Genomic DNA, 16,701 nt, shown 5'->3' on the forward strand with positions numbered 1-16,701 from the left:
TTCGTTCGTGACCTGCTTGTGATCACGGTCCGTTTAGGCCAGAGTATGTTCTCGTTGCCAGCCGACGGGGGTCGGGTTTTCTCGGAAGGACAGATGAAAGCGAAGCGCTCCGTCGCGGCTCTCTCAGTGACTGGGATCGTCGTCGTCTCCGTTGTCGCCGGTATCGACCTCTTCAGCTCCCCCGGGAGCAGCAGTGCGTCGGAGCAGGTGTCCGGACGCGCCGAGATGGCAGTGCTGAACAGCGAGAAGGCCCACATCGCCAGCACCCCGTCGGCCACGCCGAAGACCGACGCTGAGCAGGCCCAGGAAGTCATCCGGCTGCGGAACCAGATCGAGGCCGTCGAGGCGGCCCGGAAGGCGATGCAGGACCAGGCCGCGATCAAGCGGGCCGCCAAGAACGCGGCACTGGCGCGGTACAAGGCGCTGCAGAAGACCGACGACAAGTCGCGCGAGGAGCGGGCCAGCCGCGACGCCGAGCGGAAGAAGATCGAGGGCACGCCCAAGGAGGTCGCGATGAACCTCCTGCCCGACCACGGCTGGGGCCCGGGTCAGTTCACCTGCCTCGAGAAGCTGTGGAACAAGGAGTCCCGCTGGAAGGTCAGCGCCGACAACCCGACCTCGTCGGCATACGGCATCCCGCAGGCCCTCCCGGGCAACCGGATGGCGGCCTACGGCTCCGACTGGCGCACCAACCCGGTCACCCAGATCAAGTGGGGCCTCGACTACATCGAGGACGCCTACGGCTCGCCCTGCTCCGCGTGGGCCCACTCCCAGGCCAAGGGCTGGTACTGAGTCTTTCCGTAGTGCTTCCGTGGTCGGCACGGATGTGACCGTGATTGCTGCTGCGGCAGGCTTCGAAGGGTAAGGACAACCTCTTCGAAGGAGCGCATCATGGCACTCGTCATCGCCGGGATCTCGATGTCGCTGGACGGTTACGTGACCGGACCGGACGTCACCCGGGAACAACAGCTCGGAGCCGGCGGCGACGTACTGCACCGCTGGCTGTGGGAGCCGACCGCGGAGGACGCGGCGCTCCTCGACGGCATGGCCGCGTCGGTCGGCTCGATCCTGATGGGGCGGCGCTCGTACGACCTGGCCGGGGGTGAGGGCGGCTGGGGCGACGGCGGCCCGGCCGGCAAAACACCGTGCTTCGTCCTCACGCACAACCCGCCGCGGCACGCGCCGGACGTGTTCACCTTCGTCACCGACGGCATCGGGTCGGCGGTCGAGCAGGCGAAGGCGGCGGCGGGCGACGACCGGGTCGTCGGCGTACACGGTGCGAGCGCTGCCCAGCAGTGTCTGGCAGCGGGGTTGCTGGACGAGATCCAGTTGCACCTGGCCCCGGTTCTGCTGGAGTCGGGGACGCGGTTGTTCGACAACATCGGCCGGCAGTTCCAGTTGGAGCGGACGGACGTCGTACCGACAGCCAACGCCACCCATCTCCGGTACAAGGTGCACTACTGAGGCCTGAGAGGATGTGCGGGTGCCGGAGATCGCGCGGGGGACCAGTGAGCGGGGTGAGCTGGTCCTTCGGCGTCGTGACGACGACGGGGCGCTCGAGCTGCGGGTGAACGGTGTGTTCGTGATGGACGACCGGGAGACTTCCAGTGAGGAGCTGCTGGCGTCGGCCGCGCTGACCTCGGTACGACGTCCTGACCGGGTGCTCGTGGGTGGGCTGGGGCTCGGCTACACGGTCCGCGCGCTGCTGGCTGACGACCGCTTGGGGTCGGTGATCGTGGCCGAGATCGAGCCTGATCTGGTGGAGTGGATGCGGTCCGGGCTGGTGCCGTCGGTGCTCGACGACCCGCGGGTGTCGGTCGAGGTCGGCGACGTCCGCGCGGTGGTTGCCGCGTCACCGGATGCGTCACTGGACGCCATCCTGCTGGACGTCGACAACGGGCCGGACTTCCTGGTGTACAACGAGAATTCGGCGATCTACTCGTCGTCGTTCCTGACCGTGTGCCGGTCCAAACTGCGCGACGGCGGCGTACTGACGGTGTGGTCATCGTCGGCGTCGTCCGCTCTGGAGGCAGCCGTTTCGGCGGTCTTCGGCGCTTGTGAGGTGACGCCGGTTCCGGTGACGTTGCAGGGACGCGAGGAGACCTACTACGTGTACCAGGGTTCGTTTTCCACAGTCTGACGATTGGCCGCCGGCGACGACGCGGAGCGACGTACTCTGCAGGTATGGGTGATGACGTGGAATTCAGGATCGAGCACGACACGATGGGCGAGGTCAAGGTGCCTCGGGACGCGTTGTGGCGGGCGCAGACCCAGCGCGCGGTGGAGAACTTCCCGATCTCCGGGCGGCCGCTGGCGCCGGCGCTCGTGCACGCGCTCGCGCAGATCAAGGCCTCGGCCGCGGTCGTGAACGCCGAGCTCGGGGTGCTGGACGCGGAGCGGTCCGCCGCGATCGTGGCGGCCGCGGACCAGGTGACGGCGGGGGAGCACGACGCGGAGTTCCCGATCGACGTGTTCCAGACCGGCTCGGGGACGTCGACGAACATGAACGCCAACGAGGTGCTCGCCACGCTGGCCACCCGTTCGCACGGCGTCGACGTGCATCCGAACGACCACGTGAACGCGTCCCAGTCGAGCAACGACACCTTCCCGTCGGCGATCCACGTCGCGGCCACGGCGGGCGTCGTCCACGAGCTGTTGCCGGCGCTCGAACACCTGGCGGATTCCCTGTCCCGTAAGGGATCCGAGTTCGCCGAGGTGGTGAAGTCCGGGCGGACGCACCTGATGGACGCGACGCCGGTGACGCTCGGGCAGGAGTTCAACGGGTATGCGCAGCAGGTGGGTCGCGGGGCGGATCGGGTCCGGGGGACGTTGTCCCGGGTGGCTGAGCTCCCGCTGGGTGGGACGGCGGTCGGGACGGGCATCAACACGCCGCCCGGGTTCGCGGCGGCCGTGATCGCCGAGCTGAACCGGCGGACCGGACTCCAGTTCAGCGAGGCCGAGGACCACTTCGAGGCGCAGGGTGCGCAGGACGGGCTGGTCGAGCTGTCCGGGCAGCTGAAGACGGTCGCGGTCAGCCTGACGAAGATCTGCAACGACCTGCGCTGGATGGGATCCGGGCCGCGGGCCGGGCTGGGCGAGATCGCGCTGCCGGACCTGCAGCCGGGCTCGAGCATCATGCCCGGCAAGGTGAACCCGGTGATCTGCGAGGCGACGCTGATGGTCGCCGCCCAGGTGATCGGCAACGACACCGCGATCACCGTGGCCGGTGCCGGGGGCAACTTCGAGCTGAACGTGATGCTGCCGGTGATCGCGCGCAACCTGCTCGAGTCGATCACGCTGCTCGCCAACACGTCCCGCCTGCTGGCCGATCGCTGCGTCGACGGCATCACCGCGAACGTCGAGCATGCCCGCGCGCTGGCGGAGTCGTCACCGTCGATCGTGACGTCGCTGAACCGCTACATCGGGTACGAGAACGCTGCCGCCGTGGCCAAGAGTGCTTTGAAACAAGGGAAAACGATCCGCGAGGTCGTGATCGAGAACGGGCATGTCGAGAAGGGCGACCTGACCGAGGAGCAGCTGGACGCGGCTCTCGACGTACTGTCCATGACCCGTCCGGACCAGTCGTGACGTCGGCTCCGCAGTCGGGGTTCCGGGAGTCGGGTTTCTGGGAGCCGGGGACGACGATCGAATGGGTGTACGAGGGGACCGGGCGGCACGCGGACATGCCCAACGTCCGGCCGATGACGGTGGTCCGTGACGACGCGGACGGACTCGTCGCCTGGCTCGCGCCGGGTACGCCGCTGATCAAGCCGGTGCTGGTGGACGGACGCGAGACCCGGTACGCCGGTCCGATCGGGATGTTCACCGAGGAGCGGGTGCTGAAGCTGGACATCTGGCGCGGCACCGGGATCCTCAAGGTGCTGCCGCCGGGGAAGCCATGGTCGGTGTGGCACTTCTGGGGTGACGACGGCACGTTCCGCGGCTGGTACGTGAACCTCGAGGCACCGCACGTCCGGGAGGGCGACGCGCGCCGGACCCGCACCGTCGATCACGTCCTCGATCTGTGGATCACTCCGGACCGGACGATCGAGTGGAAGGACGAGGACGAGTTGGAAGGTGCCGTGACCGCCGGGCGCTTCACGGCCGCCGAGGCCGCGGCGATCGTCGCCGACGCCCATGCGGCCGTCCGCGAGATCGGGGCCTGGACCGCACCGTTCTCCGACGGCTGGCAGACCTGGGTGCCACCGTCCCACTGGCACCTCCCGGTAGCCCCGACCACCCACCAGCCGACCCTCATCGCCGAGGAGCTCCACAGTTGACCCCTCATGCGCTGCCAGGGCCTCTGAGGCCGCCCACAACGGGTAGGTCACGAGCGGTTGCCAACTCCAGGTTCGGACTTACCTTGGAAATATGTACACGATTGAGCTGGAAGCCGATGAGCTCCAACTGCTGCGCTCCGCCCTGAACTGCTACCTGCAGGCCTTCGGTCACAACGAAGCCGACCTCGTCCAAGCGAGCAGAGCGCTCCTCGTCAAACTTCCGGAGCAGGTCGACAGCCAGGCGAGTTGAGATTCACTCGGCTGTTTCAAGCAGTGCCACGGGGATCGTGCGGTGCGCCTTCACCGCGTATCGTCCGATGCGTGGATCCGCCCGGAGGATGACGTCCGTCCACACGCGTGACCGCTCCGCGCCGGTCAGCTCGCGTGCGCGCATCTGAACGTGCGCCGCGCCGATCTGTACGTCGGTGATGTGCACCGCGCGCAGGTTGCGGAACCAGTCCGGATCCTGGGGCGACCCCGATCCGGTACCCCAGACCAGCAGCCCGTCCGCGGTCTCCAGGTAGCGCACGCAGGTCGAACGCGGTACGCCGGTCCGGCGGCCGGGGGTGGTCAGCATCAGCACGTGGACGTCCTTGCTTCCGCTGGCCAGGCGCCCGTCGAGCGTGCGATACATCCACACCCCGATCCGGTTCCCGATCCGCATCATCCGCCGGCTCATGCCGCACCACCCCCAGTTCCGAGAGTGCTGCGATCACCCAGCCGCGGTCAAGCACTCCGGTCAGCTTCGGGGACGGACAGTCAGCGGCACCGGCTTGGCGGTGTCGCGCTCACCACCAACTGCTCTTCAGCTCCGCGGACGAACCGTCAGGGGGACCGGCTTGGCAGTATCCGTGAAGAAGTCGTTGCCCTTGTCATCCACCACGATGAACGCCGGGAAGTCCTCGACCTCGATCTTCCAGACCGCTTCCATCCCGAGCTCGGCGTACTCGATCACGTCGACCGACTTGATGCAGTCCTGCGCCAGCCGCGCCGCCGGTCCGCCGATCGAGCCCAGGTAGAACCCGCCGTGCTCCTTGCACGCCGCCGTCACCTTCGCCGACCGGTTGCCCTTGGCAAGCATCACGAACGATCCACCGGCCGCCTGGAACTGGTCGACGTACGCGTCCATCCGCCCCGCCGTGGTCGGCCCGAACGACCCCGACGCGTACCCCTCGGGCGTCTTCGCGGGTCCGGCGTAGTACACGGCGTGATCGCGCAGGTACTGCGGCATCGGCTCGCCCGCGTCCAGCCGCTCCTTGATCTTCGCGTGCGCGATGTCGCGCGCCACCACCAGCGGCCCGCTCAGCGACAGCCGCGTCTTCACCGGCAGCTTGGACAGCTCGGCGCGGATCTCGCTCATCGGCCGGTTCAGATCGATGCGTACGACGTTCGTGTCGTCGTCGAGATGCTCGTCCGTGGTGTCCGGCAGGAACCGGGCCGGATCACGTTCGAGCTGCTCCAGGAACACCCCCTCGGGCGTGATCTTGGCCAGCGCCTGCCGATCCGCCGAGCAGGACACCGCGATCGCGACCGGGCAGGACGCGCCGTGCCGCGGCAGCCGGATCACGCGGACGTCATGGCAGAAGTACTTCCCGCCGAACTGCGCACCGATCCCGAACTGCTGCGTGAGCTTGAAGACTTCCTCCTCCAGCTCCAGGTCCCGGAACCCGTGCCCCACCGGCGATCCCGCCGTCGGCAGCGAGTCGAGGTAGTGCGCGGACGCGTACTTCGCGGTCTTCAGCGCGTACTCGGCAGACGTGCCGCCGACCACGACCGCGAGGTGGTACGGCGGGCAGGCCGCGGTCCCGAGTGAGCGGATCTTCTCGTCCAGGAACTTCATCATCCCGGCCGGGTTGAGCACCGCCTTGGTCTCCTGGAACAGGAACGACTTGTTCGCCGAGCCGCCACCCTTGGCCATGAACAGGAACTTGTACGCCGGGTCGCCGTGCACCGGGGTCGAGTACAGCTCGATCTGGGCCGGCAGGTTGGAGCCGGTGTTCTTCTCGTCCCACATGTTCAGCGGAGCCATCTGCGAGTAGCGCAGGTTCAGCTTGGTGTAGGCGTCGTACACGCCGCGGCTGATCCACTCCTCGTCGACGGCGCCCGTGAGTACGCCCTCGGACTTCTTGCCCATCACGATCGCGGTGCCGGTGTCCTGGCACATCGGGAGGACGCCGCCGGCTGAGATGTTCGCGTTCTTCAGCAGGTCGAGCGCGACGAACCGGTCGTTGCCGGACGCCTCCGGGTCGTCGATGATCCGCCGCAACTGCGTGAGGTGCGCGGTCCGCAGGTAGTGCGAGATGTCGTGCATCGCCTCGGCCGTCAGCGCCTGCAGCACCTCGGGCTCCACCTGCAGGAACGTCCGATCGCCCGCCGTGAAGGTGCTGACACCCTCGGTCGTCAGCAGCCGGTACTCCGTCTCGTCAGCACCCAACGGCAACAGATCGGAGTAGTTGAAGTCGGCGGACACCGTCATACCTCCAAGGCAGGTGGTCTAAGCCCCCCAAGCCTAGTTCGGCCCGCCGGCGACCGCGCGCTCACCCCAGTTCATGGTCGACGGTATGGACCCTGGATCAGGGGTGTGTTCAGGGGTGAATCGGGGAAGAAACGGGCGGCGGGTGGGCTGGGGCGCGCGTATCGTTTTGGGCGTGGCTCAGGATGAGGTTCCTCAGGAGAATCGACCGCAGGACGCCGTACCTGCGCAGGCGCCGACGGGTGACGAGCTGGCGTTGCGGCGGCGGGTGTCCGACCTGGAGCGCGAGGAGGTCGCCGACGTGCTGCGCGAATCCGCGGCCGAGGGGCGCCTGTCGTACGCCGAACTCGAGGAACGCCTGGAGACGTTGTACGCCGCCAAGACGTACGGCGAACTCGTCGAGCTCACCGCCGACCTGCCGAACGGCCCGAGCGCGCCCGGTGTGCCGGTCGTCGGACCGCAGTACGGCGGCGCGATGGTCGAGAACGGCCCGGTGATCAACGCGTTCATGTCGGAGACCAAGCGCCAGGGTGGCTGGCTGGTCCCGCAGCGCCAGGAGGTCAACGCGGTCCTCGGCGACGTCACGCTGGACTACACCGAGGCCCAGATCCCGTTCGACGAGGTCCACGTCGAGGTGAAGTCGATCCTCGCAGACGTGAAGATCCGCGTCCCCCAGAACGCGATCGTCCTGCTCGACAGCAACCCCATCCTCGGCTCCGTCTCCGAACAGGAAGCCGGCCTGGGCGCCGTCCCCGACCCCAGCACCCCTGCCGCCCGCCCCACCACCTTCCACATCCGAGGCACCGCCATCCTCGGCGAAATCAAAATCAAACGAGGCCCCCGCCTCTCCAAACGCCTCCGCCTCACCTAACCCGCCGCTCCGCCAGCACCTCCTCCAACCACCGCGCGAAGGCTGGGATGTCTCGGACGTTGTCCTGGGGTACGGCGTGGTGTTTGGCCCAGACGTTGGTCGGGATGATTGGCAGAATCATCAAGAACTTCGGGCCGTGGGGGATGCCTATGGTGCCGACGTCGGGCCAGGCGAGGGACCGGCTGCCCGTATGGATGCCCTCGCGGTCGACCACCACGGTGGGGCGTTGGGTGATGAACTGCCAGGTGCTGAGGCCGATGACCACCAGGACGAGTGCGACGGAGAGCAGACCGAGGGCGAGGCGTTGGCCGCCGGCGTGGATCCACTCGGTGAACGACAGGGCTGGGTTGACGGCGAACAGCGCGGCGAAGCACGCTCGCTGGATCACCAGCCGCTTCCGCCGTACCGGAAGCACCACCCGGCCCGTACGCCGGAACTCGTCCGCCCACACCTCAGGCGGCGCTTCCCCCATCACCGTCATGTGTCCCCCAGCCCGCACGACCCCGCCCCCGGAGCAAGCTCACTGTAGTGCACGAAAGCCCCGTGCGTACGGCGAGAGTTGGGGGATAAGGGCGGGTCCGCGCGGTGCTCAGGTGGGTGTTCGTGCGCGGCCCCAAACCGACGGGGTGTGGATTGGTTGGTGTGCCGCGCAGGGTGTGCTCAGTGGGGTCGGGCGGTGGCGGTCCAGCGGCCGGATTGGTGGGTGATGTGGATGGGGTGGTTGAAGGCCTTGGAGACCAGGTCGGTGGTGAGGACGTCGTACGCCGGACCGGCTGCCAGGACTCGGCCTTCGTGGAGGAGGGCGGCGTGGGTGGTGCAGGTGGGGAGTTCCTCGAGGTGGTGCGTGACGAGGACCCAGGCCAGGTGGGGATGTGAGGCGTTGATCTGGTCGAGGGTTTCGAGGAGTTGCTCACGGGCCGCCACGTCGAGGCCGGTCGACGGCTCGTCGAGCAGCAGGAGACTCGGGTCGGAGATCAGCGCGCGGGCAATCAGCGCCCGCCCGCGTTCGCCCTGGGACAGGGTCGTCCATGAAGACGAGGCCAGCGCGCTGATGCCGAGCAGGTCGATCAGCTCGAGCGCGCGGGCCCGCTGAGCCGGAGTCGCCTGCCAGCGTGGCATCAGCTCGATGGTTCCGGTCAGCCCGGTGAGGACGATGTCCACGATGCTCAGCGGCGACCGCAGTGGGTGCCGCGGATTGACGTGGCCGATCGATTCGCGCAACGTGCGGATGTCCACGGTGCCGAGCCGGCGGCCGAGGATCTCGACGGTCCCGCGGGTCGGGTGCGTGATCGCGCCACACAACCCCAGCAGGGTGCTCTTTCCCGCGCCGTTCGGCCCGAGCAGCGCGCCCACCGCTCACCCTCGCCGACCGTCAGCGACACCCCGCCGAGCAGCAGTTTGCCGTCCCGGACGAAGTCGACATCCTTCAGTTCGAGCACCCGAAAACCTCCTCGTACAACGCCTTCAACTCCTCCGCACTCGCTTCCCGCCCGGTCCCGTCGGTGTGCCGCTGCACGTGCTGCGCGAACTCTCGTTCCTGCTCGGACGACAGTCGAACCCCGTACGCCGACTCGAGGACATGCGCGATCCCGCCCTTCCCCGACTGGCTGTTCACCCGGACGACGGCCTCGTACCCCCGACCCACGTCCATCGGATCGATCGGCAGATACGGCACCTCCCAAACACCAGGACCCTGTACGGCGAACCCCTTTCGGATCGCGTCCTGATGGGTCCCCGAGAACGCCGTATACACGAGCTCCCCGACGTACGGGTGCCGTGGATGGATCGGCATCCGTGTGCAGTACTCGACCACGTCCCGGATCCGGTCGATCTCGGAGAAGTCGATCATCGGGTCGACCCCTTGCGCGTGCAGGTTCAGCGCGAGCGTGGCGATGTCGACGTTCCCGGTCCGTTCGCCGTTGCCGAAGATGCAGCCCTCGACCCGCTGCGCACCGGCGAGTACGGCGAGCTCCGCGCAGGCGATGCCCGTGCCGCGGTCGTTGTGCGGGTGCACCGACAGGATCACGCCGTCGCGCCGCGGCAGGTTCTTGTGCATGTACTCGATCTGGTCGGCGTACACGTTCGGTGTCGCCGCCTCGATCGTGGCCGGCAGGTTGAGGATCACCGGCCGCTCCGGCGTCGCGTCCCACTGCTTGGTCAGGTGGTCGCTCAACTCGAGCACGTAGTCCGGCTCGGTCAGGTTGAACACCTCCGGCGAGAACTGGAACCGGACCGAGTCGCCGGCCAGCCGGAGGATCTCCTCGGACCCGGCGTAGATCATCGAGGCGAGTTCGTCCTGGGTACGACGCAGTACGACGTCCCGCCACACCGGAGCGGTCGCGGCGTACATGTGGATCACCACATCGCCGCGCATCCCGGCAACGGATTCCACGGTCCGCGCGATCAGGTCGGACCGGGCCGGCGTGAACACCACGATGGTGACGTCGGAAGGCACGAGGTCCGAGGTGGCGAGCATCCGGACGAAGTCGAAGTCGGTCTGCGAGGCGGACGGGTACCCGACCTCGATCTCTTTGTAGCCGATGGCAACCATCAGTTCGAAGAACGTGCGCTTGCGCTCGGGATCCATCGGGTCGGCCAATGCCTGGTTGCCGTCGCGGAGGTCGACCGGCACCCACAGCGGAGCGGTGCTGATCCGGCGGTCCGGCCACTCGCGGTCGATCGGCTTCACCGGGACCTTGGCGAAGATGTCGTGGTAGCGGTGGCTGGGCATGGGGGAGTGCTGCTGGCGGTTCCAGTCCATGAGGTGTCCTTCGGTTGCTGCCAGGGGACCGGCGGACGACGGCACTCCACGGAGGGAGCGCCGATCGAGTCAGCTCCCGCCGTGGCGGCCAAGAAGGAGGAGGCCCGCAAGCAGGAGGTTCGAGGACATGGCAGCCATGCTAACCCGAAACCAACTCCTCAGACAAGCTGAGAACTTTCAGCCACTAGACTGACCCGCATGATTCGCCGTCACCCGCTCGCGGAGCAGGCCGCCGAGGAGTTGCTCCGCCGGATCGGCGGCGGCGAGTGGGCGCTCGGCCAGAAGCTCCCCGGCGAGACGACCCTGGCCGCGCAACTGGGCGTCGGCCGGTCGACCATCCGCGAGGCGGTCCGTGAGCTGGCCGGTCGCCGGGTGCTCGAAAGCCGGCAGGGCGCCGGGGTGTTCGTGATCGCGCAGCAGGCCGCCGAGGACTGGGACAAGGTACTGCGGAAGGCCGACATCACCGATGTTCTGGAAGGCCGGCTCGCGATCGAGACCGAGGCGGCCCGGCTCGCCGCCGAGCGCCGTACGCCGGCTGACCTGAAGACCTTCCGCTACACGTTGGCCGACCGGAAGAAGGCGTCCGAGAAGTCACCGGACGACTGGTACGTCGAGGCGGACCTGGCCTTTCACCGGGCCGTGGTGATGGCCGCGCACAACGCCGTACTGGCCGAGCTGTTCGACACGTTCGTACCGCGGATCCGGCGGGCGATGATCGACATGCTGAAGCTCGACGACCAGCATCGGCACCGCCACGATCAGGCCGCCCACGAGGCGATCGCCGACGCGATCCGTGCCCGCGACCCCGAGTTGGCCGCGGCTCGCTCACGCGAACACCTCAGCGCGGTCCGGAGCAGCGTGTCCTAGGACCTGTGCTGGTCGAGCAGGGCGCGCAGCCAGGGAGTCAGGGCGGCCAGATCCTCGACGTTGTCCTGGGAAATGGTGATCGGGCGGGTACGCCGATCTGTCGGCCGGACCTGGACAGCCCGGATCCCCGGTAGCCCGGCTGGGTCGTCGATGCTGGTGATCCCGGACCACCTCAGGCTCCGGCCGCGAGTGATGCCGTCGGCATCGATCCTGACGACCGGGCGCTGGGCGACCAGCTGCCAGAGCGTCAGCCCGGTGCCGTAGACGAACGCGGCCAGCGCCGTCAGCCGCAGTACGCCGAGCGCGCCCGACACATCGTCCGCCCGGAAATGGTCGACATTCGTCCACGCCGACAGCACCATCAGCAGACCGAACCCGGCCAGCCGAAGCACGAGCCGTCCCCGGCGCGGCAGGAACACCACACTGCCTTTGGACTCCAGCTCGGAAGTCCAAGCCTCGGCAGACACCGTCATGAACCCCACTTTGCCGCGTACTCGGCGGCGGTGGGCGGGTCGGCGCCGTGTCGCGTGCAGGTGATGGCGGCAGCCTTCACCGCGTAGTCCACGACCGCTCGCAGGTCCTCGGGGGTCAGCCCGGCCAACCGAGTCGCGCCGAGCAGACCGCGAGCCTGCAGTCCGGCGATCAATGCGGCCATCAGCGAATCGCCCGCGCCGACCGTGTCGACCACCTCGATCGCCGGAGCCGGTACCTCGACGCGGTGGTCCCGGGTGACCCCGAGCGCGCCGTCGCCGCCGAGGGTGATCACCACGCACTTGGTCCGCTCGGCGGTCAGCAATTCGGCCGCTATGTCGTCCGGCGGACGCCCGGGCTGCAGGAACGCGCAGTCCTCGTCGCTCAGCTTCACCAGGTCGGACCATCCGGCCAGCTCCCGGACAGCGGCCCACGTCGACACCGGATCCGGAGTGATCGCCGGCCGGGCGTTGGGGTCGAAGGTCACGGTGACCGGCTGCCCGGCGACTGCCTTCAGGAACTCGCGGATCGCCGTCGCCCCGGGCTCGAGCATGGTCGCGATCGAGCCGGTGTGGATCGCCGGGCACCCGCGCGTCAGTGAGAGCGCCGGCGGGTCCCAGGTCATGTCGAACTGGTACGACGCGACTCCGGCCGCATCGAGTGTCGCCGTCGCGGTGCTGGTCCGGAAACCCGGGTCGACGGCACCGGGCGCGAGCTGCACCCCGTTCCCGAACAGGTGCGCCCCGAGCATGTCGCCGTACGCATCGGTCCCGAACCGCGCCACCAACTCGGTCGGTACGCCGAGCCGCGCGAGCCCCACGGCGACATTGGCAGCAAACCCGCCGGGCACCGCACTGGGCTTCCCACTCCCGTTGCCGTTCCGCGGGGTCCGCGGCGCCGGACCGACGATGTCCACTAGAGCCTCGCCAATGACGAGGACAGGTGCACTCATCGGGCGTGCTCGAAGTCGATGGCAGAGTACGCGCGGAGCTTCTCCAGTTGGTGGACGCTCTCGATGCTGCGGATTGTGCCGCTGCGGGATCGCATCACCAGTGAGTGGGTCCGAGCGGTGGATCGGCCGTACCGCACGCCGCGGAGCAGTTCTCCGTCGGTGATTCCGGTTGCGACGAAGAAGCAGTCGTCACCGCTGACCAGGTCGTCGGTGCTGAGCACGCGGTCGAGGTCATGGCCGGCGTCGATCGCCTTCTGCCGCTCCTCGTCGTCACGCGGCCAGAGCCGGCCCTGGATCAGACCGCCCAGGCACTTCATCGCGCAGGCGGCGATGATTCCCTCCGGCGTACCGCCGATGCCGAGCAACATGTCCAGACCGGTGTCCGGCCGAGCCGCCTCGACCGCACCGGCCACATCCCCGTCGCTGATGAACTTGATCCGCGCGCCGGTGGCCCGGACCTGCTGGGCGAGGTCCTCGTGCCGCGGCCGGTCGAGTACGACGACCGTCACGTCATCGACCGTCGATCCCTTCGCCTTCGCGACCCGGCGGATGTTCTCGGCGACCGGGAGCCGGATGTCGACCACGTCGGCCGCCTCCGGACCGACCACGAGCTTCTCCATGTAGAACACCGCGGACGGGTCGTACATCGAGTTCCGCGCGGAGACCGCCATCACCGCGATGCCGTTGTTCATGCCCTTGGCGACGAGCGTCGTACCGTCGACCGGGTCGACCGCGACGTCGCACTCCGGTCCGTCGCCGGAGCCGACCTGCTCGCCGTTGTAGAGCATCGGGGCGTTGTCCTTCTCGCCTTCGCCAATCACCACCACGCCGTTCATCCCGACCGTGCCGATCAGCGTCCGCATCGCGTTCACCGCCGCGCCGTCGGCGCCGTTCTTGTCGCCGCGACCGACCCAGCGGCCCGCCGCCATCGCCGCGGCCTCGGTGACCCGCACCAGTTCGAGGGCGAGGTTGCGGTCAGGCGCGTGCGCCTCGACCTCCAGATGGGCAGGTGGCGTGGTCGGGTCGCTCATGCCACCGGATCGTAGCCAACTGGTGTGGGCGCTGTTCGGGCGCATTGGGGGTCGCGAGACACTGGTGGCATGAGTTCGACAGGTCAGGGCCCCTCCAACGACGGCGCTCCCGCGGCGACGGAAGATCCGCGGGCGGTTGCGGCTGCCCGGGAGAAGGCGCGGGCGCGGGCCGAGGCGATCGCTTACCGGGAGCAGAACCGGAAGGATCGGGCGAAGGCGCGCACGCTGCCGAATATGGCCTGGGCGCTGGTGGCCTGTTTCATCGTGGTCGCGTTCCTGACGATCGTCACGTGGCGGCCGAAGGAAGAAAAGGTCAACGCGGTCGAGTACTCCGCTCAACTGGAGGACGCCCGCAAGGTCGCCCCATGGGTCCGCGGGCCAGAGCCGATGCCGACCGGTTGGACCGCGACCAGCGTGGAATTCCGCGCCCCGGAGCAGCGGCCGATGACCTGGCACCTCGGCATCGTGACGACCGAGAAGAAATACGTCGGTCTCGAACAGTCCAATGTCACCGGCGGACAATTCCAGTCCGACAAGATGGGCCGGACCAGCGACGACGGGACCAGCACGGTCAGCGGAGTGACCTGGCAGCGCAAGGTTCTGCTCGACCGCAAAGAGGAGAACGCCTTGGTGCTGGTCGGTTCCGGAGTCACCACGATCGTCACCGGAAATGCCGGATATCCCGCGCTCGAAGCGTTTGCTTCGACATTGCGTTAAACGGTCGTTGCGGACTGTCACCCGTCGTACTGCCCAGAATTCCGGGCGTTACTGACCACGTTCCGGACGGTCGTTGACACATGTGTTCGGTGCGAGGTTCCATCGATTCTTCGGCTTGTACACGCTCGGGGAAAAGCGCGAAGGAGCCCTCACGTGGTTTCGCCATCTCCGGGCGGGAGCTGATCTGCCATGTTCGTCACCGGGCTTCTGCTGGGCGCCGACAGTTCACCACACCTCGGTGTGCCCTGGCAGTTGCTGGCTTACCACGGCGAAACTCTGCTCGGCGCGACTCTGGACGTCGCTCGCGAATGCTCCTTCGACCAGCTGATCGTCACCCTGGGCAGCGCGTCGGAGCAGATCCATGATCGCGTCGACTTCGACGGTGCCCGGGTGGTCGAGTCACCGCACGCGGATACCGGCAGTTCGTCGATCGTGCCGGCGCTGGACGCGGTCGATCGCCGCACCGACGGCATCGTCGTACTGCTCGGCGACCAGCCCGGCGTCACGTCGGCCACCGTCTGGTCCCTGGTGGCCGAGGTCGCCGGACCGGCCACCCCGATCGGAGTCAGCCGGTACGACGACGGCCACGGGCATCCGTGCTGGTTCGGCAAGGAGTTGTTCGGCGAACTGCGGCAGTTGCGCAACGACGCCGACCTCTGGGAGCTGATCGAGGGCGGCCGCTACCCGCTCACCCAGGTCGATGCCATCGGCAACGTTCCGCCCCGGGCCGGCACCTGGGACGACTACCGCCGCCTGGTCTCCGGCTACACCCCCGCCTCCGGCGCCTTCGCCCCCGGCGCCTTCGAAGGCCCACCCGTCGACACCCACCCCGTCCCCCTCCCCACCCGCTCCCGCCCCCGCCGCCGAACCGCCCACTAACCCAAACCCCGCGGACCGCCAGGCCATCACAATCACGCGCTCCAAGCCCCGCGCGGGCGGCGCACGGCTCCAGACGGCCGATTGCGATGGCCTGGAGGTCCGCAACCACGGCCCGGGCCGGACGGTGGCCTGGAGGTTCGCAACCTCGGGCCGGGGCGGACGGTGGCCTGGAGGTTCGCAACCTCGGGCCGGGGCGGACGGTTGCCTGGAGGTTCGCAACCTCGGGCCGGGGCGGACGGTGGCCTGGAGGTTCGCAACCTCGGGCCGGGGCGGACGGTGGCCTGGAGGTTCGCAGCCTCGGGCCGGGGCGGACGGTGGCCTGGAGGTTCGCAGTCTCGGGGCGGACCGCACGCCGGCCACTCACCAACCCGGCTGCTCGGCTGAGGTTCAGGCGTGGGCACGCCTGCGGGGTGGGGTGTGGGTGGGGTTGGTGAGTGGTGGAGGTCCGGGTCAGTCGGCGCCGGCCAGGCGGAGGCCTACGACGCCGGTGACGATCAGGGCTATGCAGGCCAGGCGGGCCGGGGTGATGGGCTCGCCGAACAGGACGATGCCGAGTGTCACCACCCCGACCGAGCCGAGGCCGGTCCAGATCGCGTACGCCGTCCCGACCGGGAGCCGGTCCAGCGTCTTGGCCAGCAGAACGACCGAGATGACCCCGAACACGAGCACGCCGACGGTCGGCCACAGCCGACTGAAACCCTCACTCGGTTTCAGGCTGAGAGCGAACGCGATCTCGAACGCCGCGGCCGCGAGCAGCACCAGCCACGTCATCAGGCCGCCATGGCTCCGCGCAGATGTCGCTGGGTCACGGTCGCAACCCGGGCGCCGAGGGCGGCCGCGGTCCGCAGGTCCGTCTCCGGCGGCGCCTTCTCAGCGGACAGATCGGCGTCGGACTGCGCCATCGCGCCGAGCCAACTGCCGAGCCGGTTGAGATCCTCGATGCTTGCGGTGCTCTCCGCCCAGCCGGGGTAGAGGTCCAGCCCGACCCAGATCATCCCGTGCTGCGCGGCGAACACGGCGAGATCGACCAGGCTGTTCAGCTTGTCCCCGGACATCGCCTTGGAGTTGGTGAACCCAGCCGCGATCTTGTCCCGCCAGGCGAGGTCGGCGGCCCACACCCGCACGCTCTCCTCCGCGAACTTCTTGAACACCGCGCTCGGACTGCCCATGTACGTCGGTGCGCCGAAAACGATCGCGTCCGCGGCGGTGAGCCGGTCCCAGACGTCCTCGGTCAGCTCGTCGAGCGGGACAAGCTCGACCATGGTGCCCGGCACGGACTCGGCACCGGCGGCGACCGCCTCGGCCTGCTTGGCGGTGTGGCCGTACCCGGAGTGGAACGCGACCGCGATCCGGGCGGGGGTAGTGCTCATGTGCTTCCTCCAAAGTCGTTAGCGGACTA

At 68.5% G+C, this 16,701-nt stretch carries 20 protein-coding genes; 10 read left to right on the forward strand and 10 right to left on the reverse strand.

Translation table 11 applies throughout. From position 1 onward, the window contains the following. The first annotated feature begins 93 nt into the window (after positions 1 to 93). The 6 genes from ACZ3HV_RS13300 to ACZ3HV_RS13325 all read left to right on the forward strand — a co-directional run bounded on the left by ACZ3HV_RS13300 (position 94) and on the right by ACZ3HV_RS13325 (position 4,530). Entirely contained in the window at positions 94 to 792 is a 699-nt protein-coding gene (locus ACZ3HV_RS13300) for an aggregation-promoting factor C-terminal-like domain-containing protein (RefSeq protein ID WP_360362716.1), read from the forward strand. 99 nt (positions 793 to 891) lie between these two features. Continuing rightward, a complete protein-coding gene (locus ACZ3HV_RS13305; RefSeq protein ID WP_465683977.1) occupies positions 892 to 1,464 on the forward strand; it encodes a dihydrofolate reductase family protein in 573 nt (190 codons plus the stop codon). 19 nt (positions 1,465 to 1,483) lie between these two features. Next, positions 1,484 to 2,140 (forward strand): spermidine synthase, encoded by a 657-nt coding sequence (locus tag ACZ3HV_RS13310; protein WP_465683979.1) that lies wholly within the window; start codon positions 1,484 to 1,486, stop codon positions 2,138 to 2,140. Positions 2,141 to 2,184: 44 nt separating this feature from the next. Continuing rightward, a complete protein-coding gene (locus tag ACZ3HV_RS13315) occupies positions 2,185 to 3,588 on the forward strand; it encodes a class II fumarate hydratase (RefSeq protein ID WP_465683981.1) in 1,404 nt (467 codons plus the stop codon). Beyond that, a complete protein-coding gene (locus tag ACZ3HV_RS13320) occupies positions 3,585 to 4,280 on the forward strand; it encodes a ribonuclease FAU-1 family protein (RefSeq protein ID WP_465683983.1) in 696 nt (231 codons plus the stop codon). Before ACZ3HV_RS13315 ends, ACZ3HV_RS13320 begins: the two co-directional genes overlap by 4 nt. Positions 4,281 to 4,371: 91 nt before the next feature. After that, positions 4,372 to 4,530, forward strand: a complete 159-nt coding sequence (locus tag ACZ3HV_RS13325; protein ID WP_360362726.1) for a hypothetical protein — start codon at positions 4,372 to 4,374, stop codon at positions 4,528 to 4,530. Between the two features lie 3 nt (positions 4,531 to 4,533). Here the strand turns inward: ACZ3HV_RS13325 and ACZ3HV_RS13330 are convergent, their stop codons facing one another. Next, positions 4,534 to 4,959 (reverse strand): nitroreductase/quinone reductase family protein, encoded by a 426-nt coding sequence (locus tag ACZ3HV_RS13330; protein ID WP_465683985.1) that lies wholly within the window; start codon positions 4,957 to 4,959, stop codon positions 4,534 to 4,536. 126 nt (positions 4,960 to 5,085) lie between these two features. Next, entirely contained in the window at positions 5,086 to 6,756 is a 1,671-nt protein-coding gene (locus ACZ3HV_RS13335) for a fumarate hydratase (RefSeq protein ID WP_465683987.1), read from the reverse strand. Between the two features lie 172 nt (positions 6,757 to 6,928). Between ACZ3HV_RS13335 and ACZ3HV_RS13340 the strand changes: the two genes are divergently transcribed. Further along, on the forward strand, positions 6,929 to 7,624 hold the full coding sequence (locus ACZ3HV_RS13340) for a DUF1707 SHOCT-like domain-containing protein (protein ID WP_465683989.1): 696 nt from the start codon (positions 6,929 to 6,931) through the stop codon (positions 7,622 to 7,624). Here the strand turns inward: ACZ3HV_RS13340 and ACZ3HV_RS13345 are convergent. The 3 genes from ACZ3HV_RS13345 to ACZ3HV_RS13355 all read right to left on the reverse strand — a co-directional run bounded on the left by ACZ3HV_RS13345 (position 7,617) and on the right by ACZ3HV_RS13355 (position 10,385). Beyond that, the gene (locus ACZ3HV_RS13345; RefSeq protein WP_465683991.1) at positions 7,617 to 8,105 is read right to left on the reverse strand and encodes a hypothetical protein; all 489 of its coding nucleotides are present in this window, start codon (positions 8,103 to 8,105) and stop codon (positions 7,617 to 7,619) included. The two genes, ACZ3HV_RS13340 and ACZ3HV_RS13345, sit on opposite strands and share 8 nt — an antisense overlap. 179 nt (positions 8,106 to 8,284) lie before the next feature. Further along, positions 8,285 to 8,977, reverse strand: coding sequence for an ABC transporter ATP-binding protein (locus ACZ3HV_RS13350; protein ID WP_465683992.1), 693 nt, complete (start codon positions 8,975 to 8,977; stop codon positions 8,285 to 8,287). Between the two features lie 73 nt (positions 8,978 to 9,050). Then, positions 9,051 to 10,385 carry a 2-isopropylmalate synthase gene (locus ACZ3HV_RS13355; RefSeq protein WP_465683994.1) on the reverse strand — a complete coding sequence of 445 codons (1,335 nt, stop codon included), beginning with the start codon at positions 10,383 to 10,385 and terminating at the stop codon, positions 9,051 to 9,053. 198 nt (positions 10,386 to 10,583) lie between these two features. Between ACZ3HV_RS13355 and ACZ3HV_RS13360 the strand changes: the two genes are divergently transcribed. Beyond that, entirely contained in the window at positions 10,584 to 11,252 is a 669-nt protein-coding gene (locus ACZ3HV_RS13360) for a FadR/GntR family transcriptional regulator (protein ID WP_465683996.1), read from the forward strand. Here ACZ3HV_RS13360 and ACZ3HV_RS13365 read toward each other — a convergent pair. The 3 genes from ACZ3HV_RS13365 to glpX are packed head-to-tail and all read right to left on the reverse strand — an operon-like array spanning position 11,249 to position 13,706. Next, entirely contained in the window at positions 11,249 to 11,725 is a 477-nt protein-coding gene (locus ACZ3HV_RS13365) for a hypothetical protein (RefSeq protein ID WP_465683998.1), read from the reverse strand. The two genes, ACZ3HV_RS13360 and ACZ3HV_RS13365, sit on opposite strands and share 4 nt — an antisense overlap. After that, entirely contained in the window at positions 11,722 to 12,675 is a 954-nt protein-coding gene (locus ACZ3HV_RS13370) for a carbohydrate kinase family protein (RefSeq protein ID WP_465684000.1), read from the reverse strand. The genes ACZ3HV_RS13365 and ACZ3HV_RS13370 overlap by 4 nt, the downstream gene beginning before the upstream one ends. Next, entirely contained in the window at positions 12,672 to 13,706 is a 1,035-nt protein-coding gene (gene glpX / locus ACZ3HV_RS13375; protein ID WP_465684002.1) for a class II fructose-bisphosphatase, read from the reverse strand. The genes ACZ3HV_RS13370 and glpX overlap by 4 nt, the downstream gene beginning before the upstream one ends. 69 nt (positions 13,707 to 13,775) lie before the next feature. On the opposite strand from glpX, the gene ACZ3HV_RS13380 reads away from it, so the two are divergent. Further along, entirely contained in the window at positions 13,776 to 14,423 is a 648-nt protein-coding gene (locus ACZ3HV_RS13380; RefSeq protein ID WP_465684003.1) for a DUF4245 domain-containing protein, read from the forward strand. 189 nt (positions 14,424 to 14,612) lie between these two features. Continuing rightward, positions 14,613 to 15,302, forward strand: a complete 690-nt coding sequence (locus ACZ3HV_RS13385; protein WP_465684005.1) for a nucleotidyltransferase family protein — start codon at positions 14,613 to 14,615, stop codon at positions 15,300 to 15,302. A 450-nt stretch (positions 15,303 to 15,752) separates the two neighbouring features. Here the strand turns inward: ACZ3HV_RS13385 and ACZ3HV_RS13390 are convergent, their stop codons facing one another. Then, a complete protein-coding gene (locus tag ACZ3HV_RS13390; RefSeq protein WP_360362760.1) occupies positions 15,753 to 16,073 on the reverse strand; it encodes a DMT family transporter in 321 nt (106 codons plus the stop codon). Then, entirely contained in the window at positions 16,073 to 16,672 is a 600-nt protein-coding gene (locus ACZ3HV_RS13395; protein ID WP_465684007.1) for a flavodoxin family protein, read from the reverse strand. The genes ACZ3HV_RS13390 and ACZ3HV_RS13395 overlap by 1 nt, the downstream gene beginning before the upstream one ends. Positions 16,673 to 16,701 lie beyond the last annotated feature (29 nt).

It is taken from the genome of Kribbella sp. NPDC020701, from assembly GCF_055562215.1.

Bases quoted from the DNA above. Each gene is read 5' to 3' on its own strand.
- ACZ3HV_RS13300 (WP_360362716.1), top strand. From the start codon at position 94: ATGAAAGCGAAGCGCTCCGTCGCGGCTCTCTCAGTGACTGGGATCGTC.
- ACZ3HV_RS13305 (WP_465683977.1), top strand. From the start codon at position 892: ATGGCACTCGTCATCGCCGGGATCTCGATGTCGCTGGACGGTTACGTG.
- ACZ3HV_RS13315 (WP_465683981.1), top strand. From the start codon at position 2,185: ATGGGTGATGACGTGGAATTCAGGATCGAGCACGACACGATGGGCGAG.
- ACZ3HV_RS13325 (WP_360362726.1), top strand. From the start codon at position 4,372: ATGTACACGATTGAGCTGGAAGCCGATGAGCTCCAACTGCTGCGCTCC.
- ACZ3HV_RS13330 (WP_465683985.1), bottom strand. From the start codon at position 4,959: ATGAGCCGGCGGATGATGCGGATCGGGAACCGGATCGGGGTGTGGATG.
- ACZ3HV_RS13335 (WP_465683987.1), bottom strand. From the start codon at position 6,756: ATGACGGTGTCCGCCGACTTCAACTACTCCGATCTGTTGCCGTTGGGT.
- ACZ3HV_RS13345 (WP_465683991.1), bottom strand. From the start codon at position 8,105: ATGACGGTGATGGGGGAAGCGCCGCCTGAGGTGTGGGCGGACGAGTTC.
- ACZ3HV_RS13355 (WP_465683994.1), bottom strand. From the start codon at position 10,385: ATGGACTGGAACCGCCAGCAGCACTCCCCCATGCCCAGCCACCGCTAC.
- ACZ3HV_RS13360 (WP_465683996.1), top strand. From the start codon at position 10,584: ATGATTCGCCGTCACCCGCTCGCGGAGCAGGCCGCCGAGGAGTTGCTC.
- ACZ3HV_RS13365 (WP_465683998.1), bottom strand. From the start codon at position 11,725: ATGACGGTGTCTGCCGAGGCTTGGACTTCCGAGCTGGAGTCCAAAGGC.
- ACZ3HV_RS13370 (WP_465684000.1), bottom strand. From the start codon at position 12,675: ATGAGTGCACCTGTCCTCGTCATTGGCGAGGCTCTAGTGGACATCGTC.
- glpX (WP_465684002.1), bottom strand. From the start codon at position 13,706: ATGAGCGACCCGACCACGCCACCTGCCCATCTGGAGGTCGAGGCGCAC.
- ACZ3HV_RS13380 (WP_465684003.1), top strand. From the start codon at position 13,776: ATGAGTTCGACAGGTCAGGGCCCCTCCAACGACGGCGCTCCCGCGGCG.
- ACZ3HV_RS13385 (WP_465684005.1), top strand. From the start codon at position 14,613: ATGTTCGTCACCGGGCTTCTGCTGGGCGCCGACAGTTCACCACACCTC.
- ACZ3HV_RS13390 (WP_360362760.1), bottom strand. From the start codon at position 16,073: ATGACGTGGCTGGTGCTGCTCGCGGCCGCGGCGTTCGAGATCGCGTTC.
- ACZ3HV_RS13395 (WP_465684007.1), bottom strand. From the start codon at position 16,672: ATGAGCACTACCCCCGCCCGGATCGCGGTCGCGTTCCACTCCGGGTAC.